Here is a 20755-nt window from a genome sequence, read left to right on the forward strand (position 1 = left end):
ACCAATCTCTAACGCCTGAAGCCGTTGGCGCGCGAATAGCTCTGGCGGCTGTCCTGGGACGGGCGCGCGGCCATGCTGGCGCGGCTCTCGCTGGCGACCGGCGTCGCGGGCTTCAGGTCCTCGAGGAAGATCGGCTTGGCGAAGTAATAGCCCTGGGCATAGCGGATCTTGGTCGCCGCCTGCAGATAGGTGAGCTCCTCGTAGGACTCGATACCCTCGGCGATCACCGTCATGCCGAGCGCCTCGCTCAGCGATTCGATCGCGCGCAGGATGCCCTGGCTGCGCGGCCGCTGATGGATGTCGATGATGAATGAGCGGTCGATCTTGATCTCGTCGGCGGTGATGTCGGCAAGCGCCGACAGCGACGAATAGCCGATGCCGAAATCGTCGATCGAGATGCCGACGCCGATGCCGCGCAGGATCGGCAGGATCTGGTCCTGGAAATGCGACCGGGTCACGAACGCATCTTCGGTGACCTCGATCATGAAGCGCTTCGGGAAGCCGGTTTCCTCGATCGCGCGTGCGAAGCGGCGCATGAACTCGAGATTGCCGGCCTGCTTGGCCGCGACATTGATGCTGATCGTGGCGGTCGGGCCGAATGTGTCGTTGATCAGGTCGATCGACTTGACGATCTCCGCCAGCACCAGGAACGTCAGCTCGTCGATCAGGCCGAGCTCGACGGCAAGGTTGATGAAGGTGCCCGGCGCCTGGATCACGCCTTCGTCGTCGCGTAGCCGCACCAGCGCCTCGATCCCCTTGACCTCGTGGGTGCGGATATCGACCTTGGCCTGGAATGCGCAGCAGAAGCGCTTTTCCAGGATCGCCAGCCGTAGCGACTGCTCGATCTTCATCCGCGCCAGCGCCTCGCGCTCCATGCTGTTGTCGAAGAACGCGGTCGAGCCCTTGCCGTTGTTCTTGACGCGGTACATCGCGATATCGGCATTCTGACGCAACGCCTCGTAGCTCCTGCCGTGCATCGGGTAGAGGCTGACGCCGATCGAGGTCGATGCGAATATCTCGGAGTCCTCGATGAAGAACGGTGCCTTCAGCCGCTCCTGCATGACGTGGATGAATTCGGCAACCTCGTCATTGCTGCTGATCGGGTTCAGCAGCAGCAGGAATTCGTCGCCGGAGATCCGCGACAGGATGTCGGTATCGCGCAACGCATGGCCGAGCCGCTTGGACAGTTCGACCAGCAGCGCATCGCCGATCGCGTGGCCGTAATAGTCGTTGATGTGCTTGAAGTTGTCGACGTCGAGGAAGGCGAGCGCGAAATGGCTCTGCGCGGTGTCGCGGATCAGGCCGTTGACGCGATGCTCGATCACCCGCCGGGTCGGAAGACCGGTCAGTTCATCGTAATAGGCCGAGCGGAACAGCTGGTCTTCGAACGCCTTCTGCTCGCTGATGTCGGTCGAGGTCGAGATCAGGAGATTGCGGCCGGCGATCTGGACCGGCCGGTGCGAGGTGAGAAACACGTATTTGGATGCGCCGCAGGAGAGCACTTCCTCGAGTACCACCGGGCGGCCGCTGCGCAGCATGTCCAGATTGGCGGTGTGGCGGTCGTCGGCCGGCGCCGGCTGGCTCGCGCTCGCCGCCAGCTGCAACTGGCTCGCTGCCGCTTCATTCACCAGGACGAACTGGCCCTGCTCGTCCTGGACCGTCACGCCCGCCGGCAGCAGCTGGAGAAGATCGCGCAAGATGCGCAGTTCATTTCCGGAAAAGTCGTCTTGGCCGGTCGCTGCCGCGCCCGCCTGAAAATCGTTTTTAGTGAAACTATGCATGTGCCGACCTTGGCAAAGTCCGTTGTAGTTTTGGTTAAGCGGACTTGGGAAATGCCGTGACAGAATGAGACCCGGGCTGCTTTCGCAAGCCGTCGCGGCAATCGTCATTAACAGAATATCAATGGCGGGCTCAGTCGCTGGTGAAAGCGATTGCGGCGCGCACGGTTGCACCGGAAAATGCGCCTGTGCCGGAAAGTCGACTTATCAACAGTTGGGAAGCTTGCACTGCATGGTGCAGTGAACGCCGGTCTTCAGGTAACTGATCTCCGTCTTGCCGTCGAACGGCCGCAGCGCTGACTTCAGCAGCTTGGTGCCGAAGCCGGGTTCGCCGAGCACCTCGACCACCGGTCCCTCGGTTTCGTCCCAGATCACGTTGAGACGTCCATCGTCCACCGTCCACGACACCTGCAGAAACCCGCGCGGCGAGGAGAAGGCGCCGTACTTTCCTGCGTTGGTTGCGAGCTCGTGGAAGATTAGCGCCAGCGAGACGGCGAGCTTGGCGGGCAGGAACAATTGCTCGCCGTTGAGATTGAACCGCACGTGGCCGTAAGGGCCGAGTTCCGAGCGCAGCAAATCCTTGATATCGCAGCCATAGCCGTCGACCCGCGCGATCAGATCGTCGGTCGCCGAGAGCGCGCGGATGCGATGGTCGATGCGCTGCCAGACATCGGGCCGGTCCTGCAGCGCCTGATGCAGCACGGCATGAATGGTCGAGGATTTGTTCTTCAGCCGGTGCTGCAATTCGTCGACCACGATCTTGCGGTACTGCTCCTCCTCGATCAGCCGCTTGGACACCTCGCGCTGCTGGGCGACCAGGGAACGGTAGTGCTCCACGCCCCAGATCGCGATGCCGCATACCACCCAGAAGATCATCAGCAGTGCAAAGCGCGCCGGATCGGCGTGCCCGCTGCTGAAATCGATGATGACGCCGAGCAGGCCGCTTGCCAGCGCAGTCGCGATCCCGACCCGGAAGCCGCCAAAGGCGGTCGCGAAGAACACCGCCGGGAAATAGGGCGTGAAGAACACATCCGGCCTGATCTGGGCGAGCCCGAAGCGCGCGGCCGTGGCCAAAACGAGACAGAGCACCGCGAAGCTCGCCGCAAGCAGCATCGAAGGCTGGGAATTGCCCCGCCAACCCGCTCTGAATTCGTCGATCCATTTCGCCATCGGTCGTTCCAGTTCACGTGAACAGGCGACCCAAAATAAGGCCGCTGCGACCGAAAAACCGCAGTTGTGGCCTTCTGGCCACAGGTGGACCTTGACCACCGTTAACCGTGCCTCCCGCTTGCGTTGGTGGAAGCAGCTGGGGAATATCCGCAACATCAAACGTTAATCGGGGGACCGGCATGGGACGGCTGGACGGCAAGGTCGCGGTGATAACCGGGGCGACCAGCGGCATCGGGTTGCGCACGGCGGAGGTCTTTGTCGCCGAGGGCGCGCGGATCGTGATCGCCGGGCGCCGCGCGCCGGAGGGCGAGGCGCTGGCGCAACAACTCGGCGCGGCTTGCGTGTTTCGGCAGACCGACGTCACGGTCGAGGACCAGATGCAGGCGCTGATCGCGCTTGCGGTGGAGAAGTTCGGCCGGATCGACTGCCTGTTCAACAATGCCGGCGGTCCGGCGCAGACCGGCGGCATCGAGGGTCTCGACGTCGAACGGTTCGACGCGGCGATGGCAACCCTGGTGCGCAGCGTCATGCTCGGCATGAAGCATGCGGCGCCGTACATGCGCAAGCAGGGCTCCGGCAGCATCATCAACAATGGCAGCATTGCCGGACGGCTCGCCGGTTTCTCCTCGTCGATGGTCTATGGCGCGGCGAAGGCCGCGGTGATCCATTTCACCAAATGTGTGGCGATGGAGCTCGGCGAGTCCGGCATTCGCGTCAACTCGATCTCGCCAGGTGCAATCGCCACCGGGATTTTCGGCAAGGCGCTCGGGTTGTCGACCGATGCGGCCGAGAAGACCGCTTCCGTGATGCGCGAGGTCTACAAGGCGGCGCAGCCGATCCCGCGCGCTGGTCTGCCCGACGACATCGCGCATGCCGCGGTGTTCCTGGCGAGCGACGAATCGAGCTTCATCAACGGTCATGACCTCGTCGTCGACGGCGCCATCACCGGCGGCCGCAACTGGAGCCAGCAGCAGGCGGGCTATGTGTCGTTGCGCAAGGCGTTCGATCAGGGGGCGTAGCTGGGACAGTCGCCGGGGCAGAAAGCATGAACGCCAGGCTCGAGCGGAAGCTGCAACGTCTTGCCGCCGTCCTTGTCGCCGGAATCCTGTCCGGCGTCGCGATCACGCTGAGCGCCTTCGGCGGCGGCGCTGCCCAGTTGACTGTCGGCATCACCTACGGGTTCCTGCTTGCCGGCGTGATCGGCTCGATCGAGCTGTTCGTCCTTGAAGATTGGGACTGGCTCAAACGCCTGTCCTTCCTCCCCACTCTGGCCGTGCGCAGCGCCATCTACGCGGCCATCATCATCGGCATCCAGCTGCTGCAGCCGGGCGAACGCATCGCGGGCGTGGCGCCGCAGGACTCGCTGCAGGACTTCTGGTCGAGTTTCGCTCGTTCCGCCATCGTCTCGGTGCTGGTCAATCTGGGATTCGGCATCGCCAATCTGATCGGCTCGCGTGCGCTGATGAACTTTGTCACCGGGCGCTATCACGCGCCGGTCGAGGAAGACCGCTTCGTATTGTTCGTCGATATCGCCGGATCGACCGGGCTCGCCGAGCTTCTCGGCGGCATTGGCATCCATCGTTTTCTCGACCGCACCTTCCGCCTGCTGACGCAGTCGGTGGTCGATTATCGCGGCGAGGTGCTCAACTATGTCGGCGACGAGATCATCGTCACCTGGCCCGAAAAGAGCGGCGCGGTCGATTGCCGGCCGCTGCGCTGTTTCGTGGCGATGCGCCGCGCGCTGCTGAAGGCGGCGCCGCAGTTCGAGCGCGAATTCGGCGTGGTGCCGCAGATTCGCGGCAGCCTGCATTTCGGCCCGGTGATCGTCGGCGAGATCGGCGACGTCAAGCGCGCGATCGTGTTCAACGGCGATGTCATGAACACCGCGGCGCGGCTGGAGGAGCTGAGCCGCAAGGTCGACGGCGGCTTCCTCGCCTCGCGCGCCGCGATGGTGCGCTTCGCCGCACCGCCGCCATTTCCGGTGAGCGATCTCGGCACGCTCCCGATCCGCGGCCGCATCGACGGCATCGACGTCGTCGGGATCGGAGCGGTGGCGTAACGTTCACGCATCGACGTCCACCTCAGCCAAGAACCGTGACGTCGGCTGGCTCGATGAGAATGCATGTCGGCTTTCGATCGGCTGCCATCACCTTCGGTGAAGGTAACGTACCGATCCCGCGACGAGGTGACATTCCTTCGATGCCAAATCGAAAATGACTTCCAAAAATGACTTGCAAGTTAGTTTCTGAAAAATGAGTCAGCTTCGCTGTCGTGGCCTGGGAGAGCTACGCTAAAAAAACGGAGATAGCTTGGGACATTCCGCGCTGCTCGGCGTTCTCTGCTCGCAGCGACCAAATCACCAATGGCAAGGGATGGTCAATGCACTCATGGAGCGTCGGCCAATGCTGGCGCTTCGCAATTCAGCAAGTAACTGCAATGCGCAGAATCGTCTTCAAAGGAGTGCAGAGATGAAGCACGTGTTAGCCTCTCTCGCTATCGGCGCCTGCCTGCTGCTTCCGTCCGCGGGCGTGGTGTTGGGCGCGGGTCCTCCCGTCAAGCCTGCTCAAAATCCCACGACAGGCCAGCATGGCTCCAATCATGGCTTTAGCTGTACCACCAGTGGTGCAGGTATTAACACTCCGGGGAATGCTATGGCAGCGCCCGGATCACCGTTCAATCCAAGTGGGCAAGCAGGCACCGTCTATGCGGGAAATCCAGGCACAGCATCGGCAGCTAACGCAAATTCGACGGCCGCCGTTTCCCAATATGACGTCGCTTGCTCACACCAAGCTCCCTAGCCCTGAAGAGTGCAGGGCCTGATTTGCCTGTTGTGGCCGAAAGCACTGATGCCTCGGACAAGCCGGCAATGCGTTGAAGCAGGATGACAGCCACATGCGCTTCGTCGGCGTGGCATTTCTGTTGTGCGCCTTGATGGTCGGGCTGGGCTATACCTATGGTCAAGATAGCTCGGCCCCGACCTTCCTCACGGCCCCGGTTGAACGGGGTAGCATCTCTACCCTGGTCAAGGCCAGCGGCACCGTTGAGGCGGTCGTAAACGTTGATGTCAGCTCGCAATTGTCAGGACAGATTGCCGAGGTGTTCGTTAGTTTCAACGACAGCGTAACGGCGGGGCAACCGATCGCGCGAATAGATCAGGAAATCTTTGCGGCCCGCGTCAAAGAAGCAAGAGCCGCCCTGAGAGTGGCGAGAGCCACCGCTCAAGTGGAACAGGCAGCGCTGGAACGAGCGAAGGTCGCAGTGACGAATGCGCGGACTGCCGAAAAGCTGGCAGAAGATCAATCGACTGCGAGCAAGGTCAGGCAGGAAGAAGCGGAGAGGGAATTCCAGCGAAAGCTCGCATTGGCACGCAGTGGAAGCGGTACCGAGCGAGACTTGAGCCAGGCGCGCTCGCTGCGCGATGCCGGAGCCGCCGACCTGCGCGCCTCCCTCGAGCAAATCCAGATGAAATCCGAGGCCATTGCGATTGCAGAGGCGGAAAGCCAAATGGCCGAGGCCAATCTCGAGAATGCACAGGCGGTTATCGAGCAGCGGCAGGCGGCCGTCGATCAGGCCGAAGTCGATCTCGGTCGGACCGTGCTCCGTGCGCCGATCAATGGAATCATCATCAAGCGGGATGTCAATCCGGGACAAACGGTCGCCGTCAGTCTCGAAGCCAAGACGTTGTTCAAGATTGCGGACGATCTGCGTGAGATGGAGGTCCATGGCAAGATCGACGAAGCCGATGTCGGGCAACTGAAAGTGGGTCAGACGGTCCAGTTCACGGTGGACGCTTATCCTGACCGGACCTTCAGCGGCCAAATTCTCCAGATCCGCAAGTCCCCCGAAGTCGTACAAAACGTCGTCACCTATACGACGATCGTTTCTGCGCCAAATCCGGATCTTTTGCTGCTGCCGGGAATGACTGCCCAGCTTCGGATTGTGGTGAGCGATACGCGCGGGATCCTCAAGATTCCCAACCAGGCGCTGCGCTTCCGACCGAACGATGCCGGTGCTTCGAGTGCGGATAAGGCAGCCTCCTCCCAACCTTCTGCGACGGTATGGCTGGTCGGTGACGGTGGGCGACCGCAACCCGTTGCAGTGAGACTGGGGGCGAGCGACGACAACAGCGCCGAACTGCTGGAGGGCGCGCTCGCTGAGGACCAGCACGTGATCATCGGGATTGCGAACTCGCAAAAGCAAAGCGGCTATTTCGGCGTGCGTCTCGGATTTTGAGATCGGATTCTAGGATGCAGCCCCTGGTTCGAACCGTTGGAATCTCAAAAAGCTATCCTTCCGGAGGCACGATCGTCTGCGCGGTATCGAATGTGTCGCTCGTAATCGAGCACGGTGAGTTTGTTGCAATACGGGGGCGGTCGGGGTCGGGAAAGTCGACCCTGATGAACCTTTTGGGTCTGTTGGATCGGCCCGATTCCGGCACATACGCGTTCAATGGTCGAGAAGTTGCAAAGCTGAGCGAAGACGGACGCGCGACCGTCAGGAGCCACGACATCGGATTCATATTCCAGCAGCCGGCCCTTCTGCCGCGGGCAACCGCGCTGGAAAATGTCGAACTTCCGCTTATCTACGCCGGCATTCCTCCCTCCAGGCGACGTCGCAAGGCCAGGGACGCGCTTGACCGCGTGGGCCTGGGCGACCGCGGCCATCATTGGCCAAACCAACTCTCGGGAGGAGAGCAGCAGCGGGTTGTCATTGCCCGTGCGACAGTGAACGATCCAGTACTCATTCTCGCCGATGAACCGACCGGATCGCTGGATAGTGCCACCGGCAACGAGATCCTGTCGCTGTTCGAGGCTCTGCATCGCGAAGGGCGCACGATCATCGTGGTTACGCATGCCACCGAGGTCGCCAATCGTGCGCGGCGACTGATCACCTTGCACGACGGACGAATCGTCGAAGACTCCTCGGCGTCATCGGACAATTTGCGTCCGGCCGCCCTCTCTATGGGTTCCTTGCCATGAGTCCTCTGGAGAGCTTGCGAATCGCCGCTCGGGCGCTCCGGGTCAACAAGCTGCGGAGCGCCTTGACCGTGCTTGGGATCGTCGTTGGCGTCGGAGCGGTCGTCTGCATGGTCTCTGTCGGAGCTGGCGCACAAGCGGAAGTCTCCGAGAAGATCCGCACGCTCGGAGCCAACCTTCTGCTCGTCATGCCCGGAGCCAGGAATTCTGGAGGGGCGAGGCTTGAATCTGGAACGCAGCCGACGCTGACGGTGGAGGACGCCGCTTCTATTCGCCGCGAGCTGGCGGACGTTCAGGTCGCGGCTCCGTTGCTGTCGCGTTCCCTCCCGCTCGTGGCGGCAAACAGGAACTGGGTGACCGTGGTGGCGGGAATAAATCCCGACTACCTGGTGGCTCGCGAATGGCAGGTTGCCAGCGGCCGGTTGTTTACGAGCGATGAGATCGCATCCGGAGCGAAAGTTGCCATCGTAGGCGCGGTTATCGTCGAGGAGCTCTTCAATGGGGGCCCGGGAATCGGCGAGACGCTTCGGATTGGCAACGTCCCCTTCACCGTGATTGGCGTGCTGGACAAAAAGGGGTTGGGCGCGGCTGGCCGCAGCCAGGACGACGTCGTGTTCATCCCGCTGTCGGCTGCGAAAAGCCGCGTGCTCGGAGCCGTGCGCGGCACGACCCGCGAGGCATTGGATTTCATCTCGATCAAGGTTTCGGACACGACTGCAATGTCGGAGATCCAGCGCGACGTTGAGGCCCTGCTTCGACAGCGGCATCGCATTCGCGGAGATGCCCCCAGCGATTTCAGGGTCGAGAATCCGGCGGATGTTCTGTTTGCACGCGGAGCCGCAATGCGGCTGCTCGCCGGTTTGTTGATTGCGGTGGCTGCGGTCTCGCTGGTCGTTGGCGGCATCAGCATCATGAACATCATGCTGGTTTCGGTAACCGAACGCACCCGCGAAATCGGTTTGCGGATGGCCGTCGGAGCTCGCCGCCGCGAAATACGATGGCAATTTCTCATCGAAGCCGCGATCCTGGCGTTGGTCGGAGGGCTTGTGGGCGCATTTTTGGGGGCTGCCGCGGCAGTCGCAATCGCTTGGAAAGCTGGTTGGCCTGTCCTGATCAGCCCCTGGGCCATCGTCTTGGCTTGCGGATTCGCGGGGTTCATCGGAATTTCGTTCGGCCTCTACCCCGCGCATCGGGCCGCGCGGCTTGATCCGATTGTAGCATTGCGTTTCGAATAGGCGAAAGCCAGTACGCACAAGCCAGCGCCGCCGGGACGTCAGGCTGCACAAATTAACCTGACGGGCAAATTGGCGCTTCCGTCGCCGGGCAAATCATGTCGCGAGAATGCGAAGCTATGTCCCACCCACGATCATCATCGCCCGGCTCGTGGCGATCCAGTACGCCGCGGCCTCTCGGCTCAAGCATAAACGCCTCTGGAATACTGGATCACCCGCATGCGCGGGTGATGACATCACGTTGTTTGGCATCTTGTGGCGTAGCCTTCACTTCGGAAGCGGTGACCAATCGCAGGATATCTGATCGCGCTCGACGCCTAAGCTGTCATGCTCGGGCGTGAAGCGATGGAATCGTACCAGCGGCGCGACGCCCCGTTTTCCTGCGGAGTGGATAGTCCCAATGCCTTGCTCGCGAAGTCGATTGCGACGATTGCCGTGATGTCGGCGATGCTGAACTTGTCACCCGCTACGAATGGCATCTCGGACAGGCGTAGCTCGAGATCGCCGTAGAAGTCGGCGATCCGGCGCTGACCACGAGTGACCAATTCGGGGATCTGATCGTAGCCGTGGGGACCCGCGATCGCGCGCCCTTTCAGGCCGGCGGCCCCGTTGCGTACGGTCTCCATGACCGAAGCGAAGCCCTCCAACTCCATCCGGCGCTCCCACATGGTGACCGTTGCCTTTTCCTTGGGCAAAGTTCCGAGCAACGGCGGATTCGGCTGCACTTCTTCGAGATAGCGGATGATCGCCGGCACCTCCGCGATGACCGTCCCATCGTCAAGAACGAGGGCGGGCACGACGCGTCGCGGGTTGATCGCCGCGTAGGCGTGCGAGAACTGTTCCCGCGCACCGAGATCGACCGGCACGAAGGGCATCGTGATGCCCTTCTCTGCAAGATAGATCCTGACGCGACGCGAATTGGGCGAACCGGAAGACTGGTAGAGTTTCATGGCAAGCCCCCCGAACTCAAAGCTTTGAGCCGCCGCCGACCTGGATGGTATCGCCGGTCACCCAGCGCGCGGAATACGAGGCGAGAAAGGTCACCGCGTCCGCGACGTCGTCGGCATGACCGATCCGTTGCAAGGCTTGCATCTTGAGCGCGTAATCGCGGCCCTCATCCGTCTTGGCGAATTCGGACATGTCGGTGTCGATGATGCCCGGCGCCACGGCATTGACGCGGATGCCGCGGGGCCCGAGCAGCGACGCGAAGTGCTTCACCATCGTGTCGATCGCGCCCTTGGTGGCAGAATAGGCCGACAACTGGCCCACAGCAGCCCGCGCCGCCAATGACGATGTCATCACGATACTGGAGCCATCGCCCAACAAGGGGAGCAACTGCTGCACCAGGAAGAACGGCGCGCGGACGTTGACCGCGAACATGCGGTCGAAATCCTCGACGGTCTGCTCTTCGATGGTCGCAGGCACCGCAATGCCCGCATTGGCGACGAGAATATCGAGTCGGCCGACGACGAGCTTGCGCACCTCGGTGGCGAGCCTCTGCGCGCCGTCGGATGCGGACAGATCGGCACCGACGGCGTCGGCCTGTCCGCCGGCTTCGCGAATTTCCGCGACCAGGGAATGCGCATCGTCGGCGGAATTTCCGTAGTGAACGATCACGCGGGCGCCAGCGAGAGCGAGCGCGCGGGCGGTGGCGCGGCCGATGCCTCGGGAGGCACCGGTGACAAGGGCGGTTCGGCTGATAAGGTCGGTCATGGTTGTTCTCCTGGTTGGATTTGTGATCGGGGTGTCTTCACGCAGCGGTCTTGCCGCCGTTGACGCTGATAATCTGGCCGGTGATGAACGATGCCTTGCTCGACGCCGCGAACAGGATGGCGTCCGCGAGCTCCTCCGGGCGGCCTGCTCGCTTCATGGGAATTCCCGCAACCATCCCGGCCTTGCGATCGGCGGAGCCCGTGAACCTGTCGAGCATTGCGGTCTCTATCGGACCGGGCGCGATCGCGTTGACGCGGACGCCAAAGGCGGCCGCCTCCAGAGCGGCGGATTTGGTCAAGCCTTCAACGGCATGTTTGCTGGCGACGTAGAGCGAAGCGTTCGGCGCTCCGCGGCTGCCCATGGTCGACGATATATTCACGATGCTACCGAAGCCCTGGGACTGCATGATCCTGAGTTCGTGCTTCATCGACAGGAGAACACCGAGAACGTTGGTGTCGAAAGTCGCCGCGTAGCTTTCCGCGGTTTGCCCGGTCACTGGTCCGGGTGTGCCTTCCGTGCCGGCATTGTTGACCGCGACGTCGAGACGGCTGAACCGCTCGATCGTCCGCTCGACCAGCGCCGAAACGTCGCTCTCTTGCCGGACGTCGGCGCGGACGAATTCTGCTGCGACGCCGAGCGACCGGAGCTCTTCAGACAGCGCGCGGCCGACGTCGTCGTGGCGGCCGGAAACGACGACGCTCGCTCCTTCACGGGCGAAGGCCAGCGCAGTGGCGCGGCCGATACCAGTGAGGGCACCTGTGATCAGGACGACGGAGTTGCCCATTTTTACTCTCCAGCAGATGCGGCCGGTATGCTCGATCGGCCTGGTTCGCCAATTTCCACCGCAGCAGGGTCTCAAAGACGCTGCGAGGTTTTGGCTTCAATGGCTGGAGATTTAGGAGAGGCTGGCTTCTTTGAGAAAGACTTCGTAGGGTTTGAGGTATACTTTTGAGGAATAGCTATGGAGCTACGACACCTCCGTTATTTCGTCGCCGTGGCCGAAGAGGGCAGCCTTTCGGTCGCGGCCCAAAAGCGTCTGCACACCGCGCAGCCGTCACTGAGCCGCCAGATCCACGATCTAGAGATGGAGCTCGGCGTGCAACTGTTCGTGCGCGGACCGCGCGGCATCGAACTGACGCCATCGGGGCGCGTGTTTCTTGACCATGCGCGAGTGGCTCTGTTGCAGGTCGAGGCCGCCGGCGAAGCCGCCAGGCGCGCCGCCCAGCCGGCGAAATCGGCCTTCTCGATCGGGTTTCTTACCGGGTACGAGATGGACTGGCTTCCGGCGGTAATGGGTATCTTGCGTGGCAAGCTGCCGAGCACGGAAATCACCATCCGTAGCGAGGACTCTCCCGACCTCGCTGCGGGACTTATGCGGGGCAAGATCGACCTTGCGTTCATGCGTCCGGAGAGGAGCGCGGCGGGCCTTCAGTTCAAGTTGCTTCGTCATGATCCGATCCTGGTCATGATGCCACGAGACCATCCGCTCGCGGCGCGCTCCTCCGTTCGTCCGAAGGATTTGGTAGGACAGAGCTACATCGGAGTATCTGCGGCGAGAGCGCCGACGCTGCGCTCGGCGATCAATGACTTTTTCACGCGACACGGGTTGGCGATGGAAGCGGCGCACCAGGCGGAGAATCTAGCCATGGCTATTTCGCTGATCGCCTCCACTGGGGGCATCTGCCTTCTTCCGCTCTATGCGCAGAACTTGCTCCCGAAAACCATCGTCTGCCGTCCGATTCAGGGTGCGCCGCCGCTGGTCGATCTGGTGATCGGCTACAATGAAGGTAACCGTTCGCCGTTGCTGGAGTTTGTTCTTTCGAGGGTTGACGAGATCAAGTTTCAGGCGTTGCGGCACGAGGGCGGATGATGCTCGAGGAGAGCGCTCCGCTCGAAGAGAAGGCGTCAACGCAGGAATCCGCGGTTCCGTTCTGATTCTGGAGCTGGGAAATCAGGCTGCGACAAATCAATCCGACGGGCAAATTGGCGCTGCCGTCGTCGGGCAAATCATGCCGCGAGACTGCGAATCTGCGTCCTCATCCTCACCGTCGTCCTGGCTTTCGCCAGGACGACGATTGTGAATGTGGCGCGATGTGCGTTCCCCCTCGAGGCGAACGCCACAAATCACGCCTTCTGCTTCGCGGCTTCCTTCGCGAGATCGGGCGCATTCACGGCCGGGATGGCGACGCGGCCTGTGCCGGTATGCTGGAGCGCGGCGGCGGCCTTGTCGTTCTGCATGATCTTGGCCATCACGGCTTGGCCGGCGCGCTCGAACACGGCGCGGTTGTCGACCAGGAACTGGCGCGACTTGCGCAGGCCGTCGATATAGCCGTTGATCTCGGGCACGACATAGCGCGCGACCAGGTCCCAGCTGCGGCGGGTGTTTTCGATGTTGGCCCAGTCATGGGCGAAGCCGATGATCGAACCGACGCCGCCGGAGACGTCGACCAGATTCTTGATCATCTTGATCAGGTCGTCGGGCGTGCCGATGGTGGACGCGGCGCCTTCGACGAAGGCGGTCTTGTCGACGGCTTCATCCGCAGAGGCGAACGCGGTCAGGCCCGGCCGCATCAAGGTGCCGACATTATACTCGTTGTGCCAGCGCAGCAGCCCGGCGCCGGCCTCGCGCCGCGCCTGCTCGCGGGTCTCGGCGATGTGCCAGGACAGCAGCACGCGCCAGTTGGCGCGGCTCACCGTGGTGCCGGCCTTCGCGGCGGCATCCTCGGCGAACTGCCATTGCTGCGGCAGCGCCATCAAGCCCTGGGTCGACATCGAGCCCAGCGAGATGATGCCGATGCCGTATTTGCCGGCGAGCGTCATGCCCGACGGCGAAATCTGCGAGGCCACCACGAACGGCATGTCCTCCTGCAGCGGCAGGATCTGCAGCGCGGCGTCGTGCATCTCGAACCAGTCGGTCTTGGCGGTGACGCGCTCGCCGTTGAACAGGCGGCGGATCACAGCGATCGCCTCGTCCTGGCGGTCGCGCTGGGTCATCGGGTCGATGCCGAGCGTATGCGCGTCGGAGGCGAGCGCGCCGGGGCCGGAGCCGAAGATGGCGCGGCCGCCGGTCATGTGGTCGAGCTGCACCATGCGCTGCGCGACGTTGAAGGGATGGTGATAGGGCAGCGAGATCACGCCGGTGCCGAGCTTGATGCGCTTGGTGCGCTCGCCGGCGGCGGCCAGGAACATTTCCGGCGAGGCGATGGTCTCCCAGCCCGAGGAATGGTGCTCGCCGCACCAGAATTCGTCGTAACCGAGCGCGTCGAGCTGTTCGACGAAATCGAGGTCGCGGCGGAATTGCAGCATCGGATGCTCGCCGATCGGGTGATGCGGGGCGAGGAAGGCTCCGAACTTGAGGCGCGCCATTGGTCGTTCTCTCCAACTTATTGTTATCGGGGGCTTTCCGCCAACCTACGGGGTGGGCGAAAGCAAGGCAATGCTTGGGGGTTGCGGCGCCCGCATGGTTGTTGCGCAAATCGGCGGCGATTGCCGCCCTCCGGAATGTTTCCCAGCGCATCAACGCAAATTGCGCGCCGGAGCATGGGCAGGCGTCATAGCCATGGATGACGTGCCCGTGAACCAACGCTTACGTCCGAGGTAATCGAAGGGATTGCCGGAATCTGCTGATGTCGGCCGTATCGTCATTTCGGGCAGGACAGGGCATGCACCAGATCGTTGCGACGCGCGCGGACACCTCCCGCCGCTGGTGGGTGCTGGCGATCGTCGTCGCAGCCCAGTTCATGTTCGGTGTCGATGCCTTCATCGTCAACGTCGCGATCCCGACGATCGCCGCGGAGCTGCACGCAACGCCGGCGCAGATCGAGGCCGTGATCGCGATCTATCTGATCGCCTACGCCACGCTGGTGGTCACCGGCGGCCGGCTCGGCGATATCCACGGCACCAGGAACGTGTTCATCGCCGGCGTCGCGAGCTTCTCGGTGACGTCGCTGTGGTGCGGCCTGGCGCAATCCGGGCCGGAGTTGATCATCGCACGGCTGGCACAAGGCGCGACGGCGGCGCTGATGGTGCCGCAGGTGCTGGCGACGCTGCATCTGTTGTTCTCCGACGCCGCGCGTGCGCGGGCGTTCGGCATCTACGGCATCGTGCTGGGGCTCGCCGGCGCGGCCGGCTTCATGCTCGGCGGCGTGCTGGTGGCGCTCGATCTCGCCGGCCTCGGCTGGCGCGCGGTGTTCTTCGTCAACGTGCCGTTCGGCGTCGTCATCATCGCAGCCGCGCTGAAGATCATGCCGACGGTGCCGCGCCGCGCCGGCACGCGGCTCGATATTCCCGGCGCGATCGTGCTGTTCGTTGGTCTATTGTGCCTGATCGGCCCGCTGCTGTTCGGACACGATCTCGGCTGGACGGCGTGGGTGTGGGTAGTGATGGCAGCCGGTGTCGCCGTGATCGCGACCTTCGTGCGGCTCGAGCGCAGCGTCGCGCGCCGCGGCGGCATGCCGCTGATCGATCTGTCGCTGCTGTCGGATCTCGCCTTCATGCGCGGGCTGGTCGCGGTGTTTTTCTTCTTCTTCGCCAATCTGTCATTCTATCTGATCATGACCATGTTCATGCAGAAGGGTCTGCAGATTCCGCCGTTGCAGGCCGGGCTGGTGTTCGTGCCGCTGGCGCTGACCTTCGTGATTGCCTCGCGCCACAGCGGCATGCGCGCCAGGCATCGTGGCACGTTGGTGTTGATCGAGGGCTGCGCGCTGCAGATCGTCGGTCTCGGTGTGCTGGTCGCGACCGTTCAGGCGATCGCGGCGCCATCGGCGCTGCTGCTCGCGCTGGTGCTGATGATCTTCGGCTACGGTCAGGGCCTGGTGATGGCGCCGCTGTCGAGCGCGGTGCTGTCGAGCGTGAAGCCGGCAAGCGCCGGAGCCGGCTCCGGCATGTATGGCACCACGACGCAGATCGGCAATGCGGCCGGTGTTGCCGCGATCGGCGCGGTTTTCTTCGCCGTCGAGAGCGCGAGATCGGCACATCTGGCGTTGTTTGCGGCATGCGCATTGTTTGTGCTGTCGATCGCTATTTCAGCCGCATTTCTGTCATGGATGCGCCGCGCAACTGCATGAATCCGCAAGCGATGGCGCGTCATTTTCGAAAAGTTCATGCTCGAACAAGGTGCTAAGGCAACCATTTCGAGCATTCCGCACTTTGCCCGGTTCCGATCACGCGTTAACGCCGAATCTCACTATTCCGCGGGGAAAGACAGCACACGGGCTTTTTATTTCGCAGTGCAGCAATTATCTGATCGTGTGACACACAAGAATAAATCACCTCAGGAGTTGCTGTTGTCGCTGGTCAACAACATCGAATTTCTGCGTCATCTGCCCAAGATGAACGCGTTCAACGGCCTCGGTGCGCTTGCGCCGGCCGTGTCGACGCCGCTTGTCGAGACGACCGAATTCGGCGCCAATCCCGGCGCGCTGAAGATGTTCTCTTACGTGCCCGAGCAGCTGGCGCGATCGCCGGCGCTCGTCGTCGTGCTGCATGGCTGCGGCCAGACCGCAGCGTCATACGATCTCGGCGCCGGCTGGTCGACACTGGCGAAGCACTACGGCTTCGCGCTGTTGATGCCCGAGCAGCAGTCCGCCAACAACGCCAACACCTGCTTCAACTGGTTCGATCCGGAGGACACCGCGCGCGGCCAGGGCGAAGCTGCATCGATCAGGGAGATGGTCGGTTACATCGCCGGCGCGCACAAGATCGATCCGCGCCGCATCTTTGTGACGGGTCTCTCTGCCGGCGGTGCGATGGCGACCGTCATGCTCGCGACCTATCCGGATGTGTTTGCGGCCGGCGCCATCATCGCCGGGCTGCCGTTCGGTGTCGCCGGCAATCTGCGTGAAGCGCTCGGCGCTATGATGCAGGGCAGCGCATTGTCGGCGCCGGAGCTCGGCGACCTCGTACGCAAGGCCTCGACGCACAAGGGCGACTGGCCGAGGATCTCGGTGTGGCACGGCAGCGCCGACCGCACCGTACATCCGGGCAATGCCGATGCGATCGTCCGGCAGTGGCTCGATCTCCACGGCCTGCCGCTTGCGGCGATGTCGAAAGCCGACGTCGATGGCCATCCGCGCGAGGTGTGGTGGAATGCCGACGGCGAGACGCTGGTCGAATCCTACTCGATCACCGACATGGCGCATGGCACGCCGCTCGGGCTTGCCGGCAATGACGAGCGTTACGGCGTCGAGGGCGCGTTCCTGATCGAGGCCGGAATCTCCTCGTCCTATCACATCGCGAGCTTCTTCGGCCTGACCGACAAGGTCCGGCAGCCGCAGATCGCGCCGACCGGCGTGCCGCGCGAGAACGCCGACACGATCTTGATGACGATAGCTGTGCCTGCGGACAAGCCCGAGCCTGCAACCGGTCGCAGCAGCGGCCGGCCGGGAAAGAAGCAAGCCAAGCAGCAGGGCAAGCCGCGGAGCAGCAACGGCGTCAATGTCAGCCGCGTCATCACGCGGGCGCTGACCGCCGCGGGGCTGATGAAGCAGCCGTGAGTTGATGCGCGAACGAGGCGCTACATCTCGCCGGTCAGGAACGGGTTCGTCATCCGCTCCTGGCCGATGCTCGATCCCGCGCCGTGGCCGCAGATGAAGCCGACATCGTCGCCGAGCGGCAGCAGCTTCTGCTTGATCGACTGGATCAGCGTCGGATGGCTGCCGCCGGGCAGGTCGGTGCGGCCGACCGAGCCGGCGAACAAGACGTCGCCGACATGGGCGAAGCGCAGCTCCTTGTTGAAGAACACCACGCTGCCCGGTGAATGGCCGGGGCAGTGCAGGATGTCGAAGGTGAGATCGCCGATCGAAACCTGATCGCCTTCGTCGAGCCAGCGGTCCGGGCCGAAATTGCGCACCCCGGTCATGCCGAAGCGCTCGCCGCTCGAGACGACGTTGTCGAGCAGATACTTGTCGGCGATATGCGGGCCCTCGATTTTGACCTGCAGCGCGTCGCGCAGTTCGGCGGCGCCGCCGACATGGTCGATATGACCGTGGGTCAGCCAGATCTTCTCGACCGTCACGCCGGTCTGCTTGATCGCGGCCTGGATCTTCGCCACGTCGCCGCCGGGGTCGATCACCACGGCTTTCTTGGTGGGCTCGTGCCAGATGATGGTGCAGTTCTGTTCGAACAGCGTCACCGGCACGATGATCGCGCCGGCCTTCGGTTTGGTGTCGGTTGTCTCGTTCATGGGGGCACCATAGGCTACCGGGCAATGCCGTCAACACGCACGGGAAATGCGCCTGCCCCGGCGTGTGATCCCAAAACGGACCGTGATAAGGTCACCTGCAGCACAACAGGTTCGTGAGCCGACTGGTAGGCGGTTGCTCTCGATTACGCGTCAAGTCCTCGCAGTCCGGAACTTCATGACCCAGGCTCCCAATTCACCGCTCGGCGGACCCCGGACCACCGCCCGCGCCTTCTTCGTCGCGGACCGCATCAACACGTCCGGCCTCGAGCGCGGCGACGTGCTGGCCACCACACCGCTGGCGTTTCGCGTCAATGACAATGGTGTGGCGATCCTGTTCCGCTACGGCGTCGTCGTCCTGATCGGACTCAATGCGCTGGAGGAGGATGAATTCCTGCGCAGCCTGCAGTCGCGCATGACTGGTTTGTTCTCCCGACGAGAAGAGGAGATCGCGATCATCGAGCTCGCCGCGGAGAGGGAAGACCAGATTCCGCCCGGCGGTCCGATCTATCTGCAGAGCCTGTCGCCGGAACGGCTGATCCTGGTCGGCGAAGCGCTGGCGAAAAGCGTGGTGCTGGCGCGGCATGAGCGCGAGGTTCGGGCGGTGTTCGACACCACCGAGCCGCTTGCTCGCGAACTCGCCAAGGGCGGCCGGGTCAATGGCGGCCGCGTTGCGATCCTCAAGCACATCGGCAACGCGCTGTTGGTGCGGCATCGCGTGGCCGGACCGGTCGAGGTGTCGGAGAAGCCCGACATTCTCTGGGACAAGCCGCAGCTCGAGCGGCTCTATGCCCGGCTCGAGGACGAGTACGAATTGAAGGAGCGCGCGGAATCGCTGAACCGCAAGCTCGCGGTCGTCGCCGAGACGTCGCAGGTGCTGACCGATATCATCGACACCAGCCGCTCGCTGCGGCTCGAGCTGATCATCGTCTTCCTGATCCTCTTCGAGGTGCTGATCACCATCTATCAGCTGGCGACGGTCCGCCACTGACGCGCTGCAGCGCCATTTTTCTGTCCCGAATTGTGCGTCATCCCTGAACTCGGTCAACCCCGGGGACACGGGGCGACGAGCGAGGGGGAATGGGATGGATCAGGACGAGCGGGACTGGTGGCGGCGCGGCATCTTCTATCAGGTCTATCCGCGCTCGTTTCAGGATAGCGACGGCGATGGCGTCGGTGATCTCAGGGGGATCATCGCGCGGCTGCCTTATTTGACGCGGCTTGGCGTCGACGCGGTCTGGCTGTCGCCGATCTTCACCTCGCCGATGGCCGATTTCGGTTACGACATCTCCGACTACACCGGCATCGACCCGCTGTTCGGGACGATGGAGGATTTCGACGCGCTGGTCGCGGCCGCGCACGATTCCGGCCTCAAGCTGATCCTCGATCTGGTGCCGAACCATACCTCCGACCAGCACCCCTGGTTCATTGAGGCGAAGAGCTCGCGCGATAATCCGAAGCGCGACTGGTACATTTGGCGTGATCCGGCGCCGGATGGCGGTCCGCCCAACAACTGGCTGTCGGAATTCGGCGGCAGCGCCTGGGCCTATGACGAAGCTTCCGGCCAGTACTATTATCACGCCTTCCTTGCGCAGCAGCCCGATCTGAACTGGCGCAATCGCGAGGTCAGGGACGCGATCTATGAGGTGATGCGCGTCTGGCTGCGCAAGGGCGTCGACGGCTTCCGTGTCGACGTGATCTGGCACCTGATCAAGGACGCCGAATTCCGCGACAATCCGCCGAACCCGCATTACCGCGAGGGCCGGCCGCCGCACGAGAAGGTGCTGACGCAATATTCGACCGACCAGCTCGAAGTCCATGCTGTCATCACCGAGATGCGCCGCGTCACCGAGGAATTCGACAGCCGCGTGCTGATTGGCGAGATCTATCTGCCGCTGCACCGGCTGGTGGCCTATTACGGCAACGATCTGCGCGGCGCGCAGATGCCGTTCAATTTCGCGCTGCTATCGACCTTGTGGAGCGCGCGCTCGGTCGAGCAGATCATCGCCGATTACGAAAAGGCGTTACCGCCTGGGGCATGGCCGAACTGGGTGCTCGGCAATCACGACCGGCCACGGGTGGCGAGCCGGGTGGGGCCGGCGCAGGCGCCGGTAGCAGCCATGCTGCTGCTGACGCTGCGCGGCACGCCGACGCTCTATTACGGCGACGAGATCGGCATGCACCAGGTTGCGATTGCGCCCGACCAGGTGCGCGATCCCTTCGAGAAGAACGTGCCCGGTATCGGCGTCGGTCGCGACGGCTGTCGCACGCCGATGCAATGGAGCGCCGAGCCTCACGCCGGCTTTTCGACCGCCACGCCATGGCTGCCGCTCGCGCCGGATTTTGCACGCGATAATGTCGCAAGCCTGGAGGCGGAGCGGACCTCGATCCTCAACCTTTACAAGGCGCTGATCGCGCTGCGGCGGAAGCTGCCGCAGCTCGTCCGTGGCAGCTATGAGCCTGTGGCGGCGCATGGCGATGTGCTGCTGTTCCGTCGACGCGCCGCCGAGGGCGTCGCCGTGATCGCGCTGAATTTCGGTGCAGCTCCGGCCTCGGTCTCCTCCAGCGCGATCGGCTTCAGCAATGAGGTTTTGCTGTCGACCTTGATGGACCGCCAGGGCGAGAAGATCGAAGGCGTCCTCGACCTGCGCGCCAATGAAGGCGTGATCCTGGGGCCGCCGATGGAAGTGAACGAGTGAGGTG

Annotated in this window: 17 protein-coding genes; 10 read left to right on the top strand and 7 right to left on the bottom strand. The window is 63.2% G+C overall.

Annotated features, from left to right (window positions below; translation table 11 throughout):
* Positions 1-8 precede the first annotated feature (8 nt).
* Both QDT69_RS31440 and QDT69_RS31445 read right to left on the bottom strand, forming a co-directional pair.
* Positions 9-1781 (bottom strand): EAL domain-containing protein, encoded by a 1773-nt coding sequence (locus QDT69_RS31440; RefSeq protein ID WP_279710345.1) that lies wholly within the window; start codon positions 1779-1781, stop codon positions 9-11.
* 204 nt (positions 1782-1985) lie between these two features.
* Positions 1986-2948: an HWE histidine kinase domain-containing protein gene (locus QDT69_RS31445; RefSeq protein WP_279710346.1), complete on the bottom strand. Its 963-nt coding sequence runs from the start codon at positions 2946-2948 to the stop codon at positions 1986-1988.
* Between the two features lie 179 nt (positions 2949-3127).
* On the opposite strand from QDT69_RS31445, the gene QDT69_RS31450 reads away from it, so the two are divergent.
* The 5 genes from QDT69_RS31450 (at position 3128) to QDT69_RS31470 (ending at position 9159) form a co-directional block, all read left to right on the top strand.
* On the top strand, positions 3128-3967 hold the full coding sequence (locus QDT69_RS31450; RefSeq protein ID WP_279710347.1) for a glucose 1-dehydrogenase: 840 nt from the start codon (positions 3128-3130) through the stop codon (positions 3965-3967).
* 26 nt (positions 3968-3993) lie between these two features.
* Positions 3994-5007, top strand: a complete 1014-nt coding sequence (locus QDT69_RS31455; protein WP_279710348.1) for an adenylate/guanylate cyclase domain-containing protein — start codon at positions 3994-3996, stop codon at positions 5005-5007.
* 833 nt (positions 5008-5840) lie between these two features.
* Positions 5841-7181 (top strand): efflux RND transporter periplasmic adaptor subunit, encoded by a 1341-nt coding sequence (locus QDT69_RS31460; protein ID WP_279710349.1) that lies wholly within the window; start codon positions 5841-5843, stop codon positions 7179-7181.
* A gap of 14 nt (positions 7182-7195) precedes the next feature.
* Complete coding sequence (locus tag QDT69_RS31465; RefSeq protein WP_279710350.1) at positions 7196-7927, top strand: ABC transporter ATP-binding protein; 732 nt, start codon at positions 7196-7198, stop codon at positions 7925-7927.
* Positions 7928-7995: 68 nt separating this feature from the next.
* Positions 7996-9159, top strand: a complete 1164-nt coding sequence (locus QDT69_RS31470; RefSeq protein WP_279710408.1) for an ABC transporter permease — start codon at positions 7996-7998, stop codon at positions 9157-9159.
* 314 nt (positions 9160-9473) lie between these two features.
* Here the strand turns inward: QDT69_RS31470 and QDT69_RS31475 are convergent, their stop codons facing one another.
* From QDT69_RS31475 to QDT69_RS31485, 3 genes are read right to left on the bottom strand one after another with little or no spacing between them, the layout of a single operon-like run.
* Complete coding sequence (locus QDT69_RS31475) at positions 9474-10106, bottom strand: glutathione S-transferase (RefSeq protein WP_279710351.1); 633 nt, start codon at positions 10104-10106, stop codon at positions 9474-9476.
* 16 nt (positions 10107-10122) lie between these two features.
* A complete protein-coding gene (locus QDT69_RS31480) occupies positions 10123-10869 on the bottom strand; it encodes an SDR family oxidoreductase (RefSeq protein ID WP_279710352.1) in 747 nt (248 codons plus the stop codon).
* A gap of 37 nt (positions 10870-10906) precedes the next feature.
* Positions 10907-11653: a glucose 1-dehydrogenase gene (locus QDT69_RS31485; protein WP_279710353.1), complete on the bottom strand. Its 747-nt coding sequence runs from the start codon at positions 11651-11653 to the stop codon at positions 10907-10909.
* A 177-nt stretch (positions 11654-11830) separates the two neighbouring features.
* On the opposite strand from QDT69_RS31485, the gene QDT69_RS31490 reads away from it, so the two are divergent.
* A complete protein-coding gene (locus QDT69_RS31490; RefSeq protein ID WP_279710354.1) occupies positions 11831-12739 on the top strand; it encodes a LysR family transcriptional regulator in 909 nt (302 codons plus the stop codon).
* A gap of 254 nt (positions 12740-12993) precedes the next feature.
* Here the strand turns inward: QDT69_RS31490 and QDT69_RS31495 are convergent, their stop codons facing one another.
* Entirely contained in the window at positions 12994-14235 is a 1242-nt protein-coding gene (locus tag QDT69_RS31495; RefSeq protein WP_279710355.1) for an LLM class flavin-dependent oxidoreductase, read from the bottom strand.
* Positions 14236-14531: 296 nt separating this feature from the next.
* Between QDT69_RS31495 and QDT69_RS31500 the strand changes: the two genes are divergently transcribed.
* Positions 14532-15938 carry an MFS transporter gene (locus tag QDT69_RS31500; RefSeq protein WP_279710356.1) on the top strand — a complete coding sequence of 469 codons (1407 nt, stop codon included), beginning with the start codon at positions 14532-14534 and terminating at the stop codon, positions 15936-15938.
* Positions 15939-16157: 219 nt separating this feature from the next.
* Positions 16158-17366: a PHB depolymerase family esterase gene (locus QDT69_RS31505; protein ID WP_279710357.1), complete on the top strand. Its 1209-nt coding sequence runs from the start codon at positions 16158-16160 to the stop codon at positions 17364-17366.
* A 20-nt stretch (positions 17367-17386) separates the two neighbouring features.
* On the opposite strand, the gene QDT69_RS31510 is transcribed toward QDT69_RS31505, so the two are convergent.
* A complete protein-coding gene (locus QDT69_RS31510; protein WP_279710358.1) occupies positions 17387-18055 on the bottom strand; it encodes an MBL fold metallo-hydrolase in 669 nt (222 codons plus the stop codon).
* Between the two features lie 175 nt (positions 18056-18230).
* On the opposite strand from QDT69_RS31510, the gene QDT69_RS31515 reads away from it, so the two are divergent.
* Positions 18231-19043: an RMD1 family protein gene (locus QDT69_RS31515; RefSeq protein ID WP_279710359.1), complete on the top strand. Its 813-nt coding sequence runs from the start codon at positions 18231-18233 to the stop codon at positions 19041-19043.
* A gap of 94 nt (positions 19044-19137) precedes the next feature.
* Positions 19138-20751: an alpha-amylase family glycosyl hydrolase gene (locus QDT69_RS31520; RefSeq protein ID WP_279710360.1), complete on the top strand. Its 1614-nt coding sequence runs from the start codon at positions 19138-19140 to the stop codon at positions 20749-20751.
* The last annotated feature ends 4 nt before the right edge of the window (positions 20752-20755 follow it).

This window comes from Bradyrhizobium sp. CER78, from assembly GCF_029846235.1.
GTDB lineage: Bacteria > Pseudomonadota > Alphaproteobacteria > Rhizobiales > Xanthobacteraceae > Bradyrhizobium.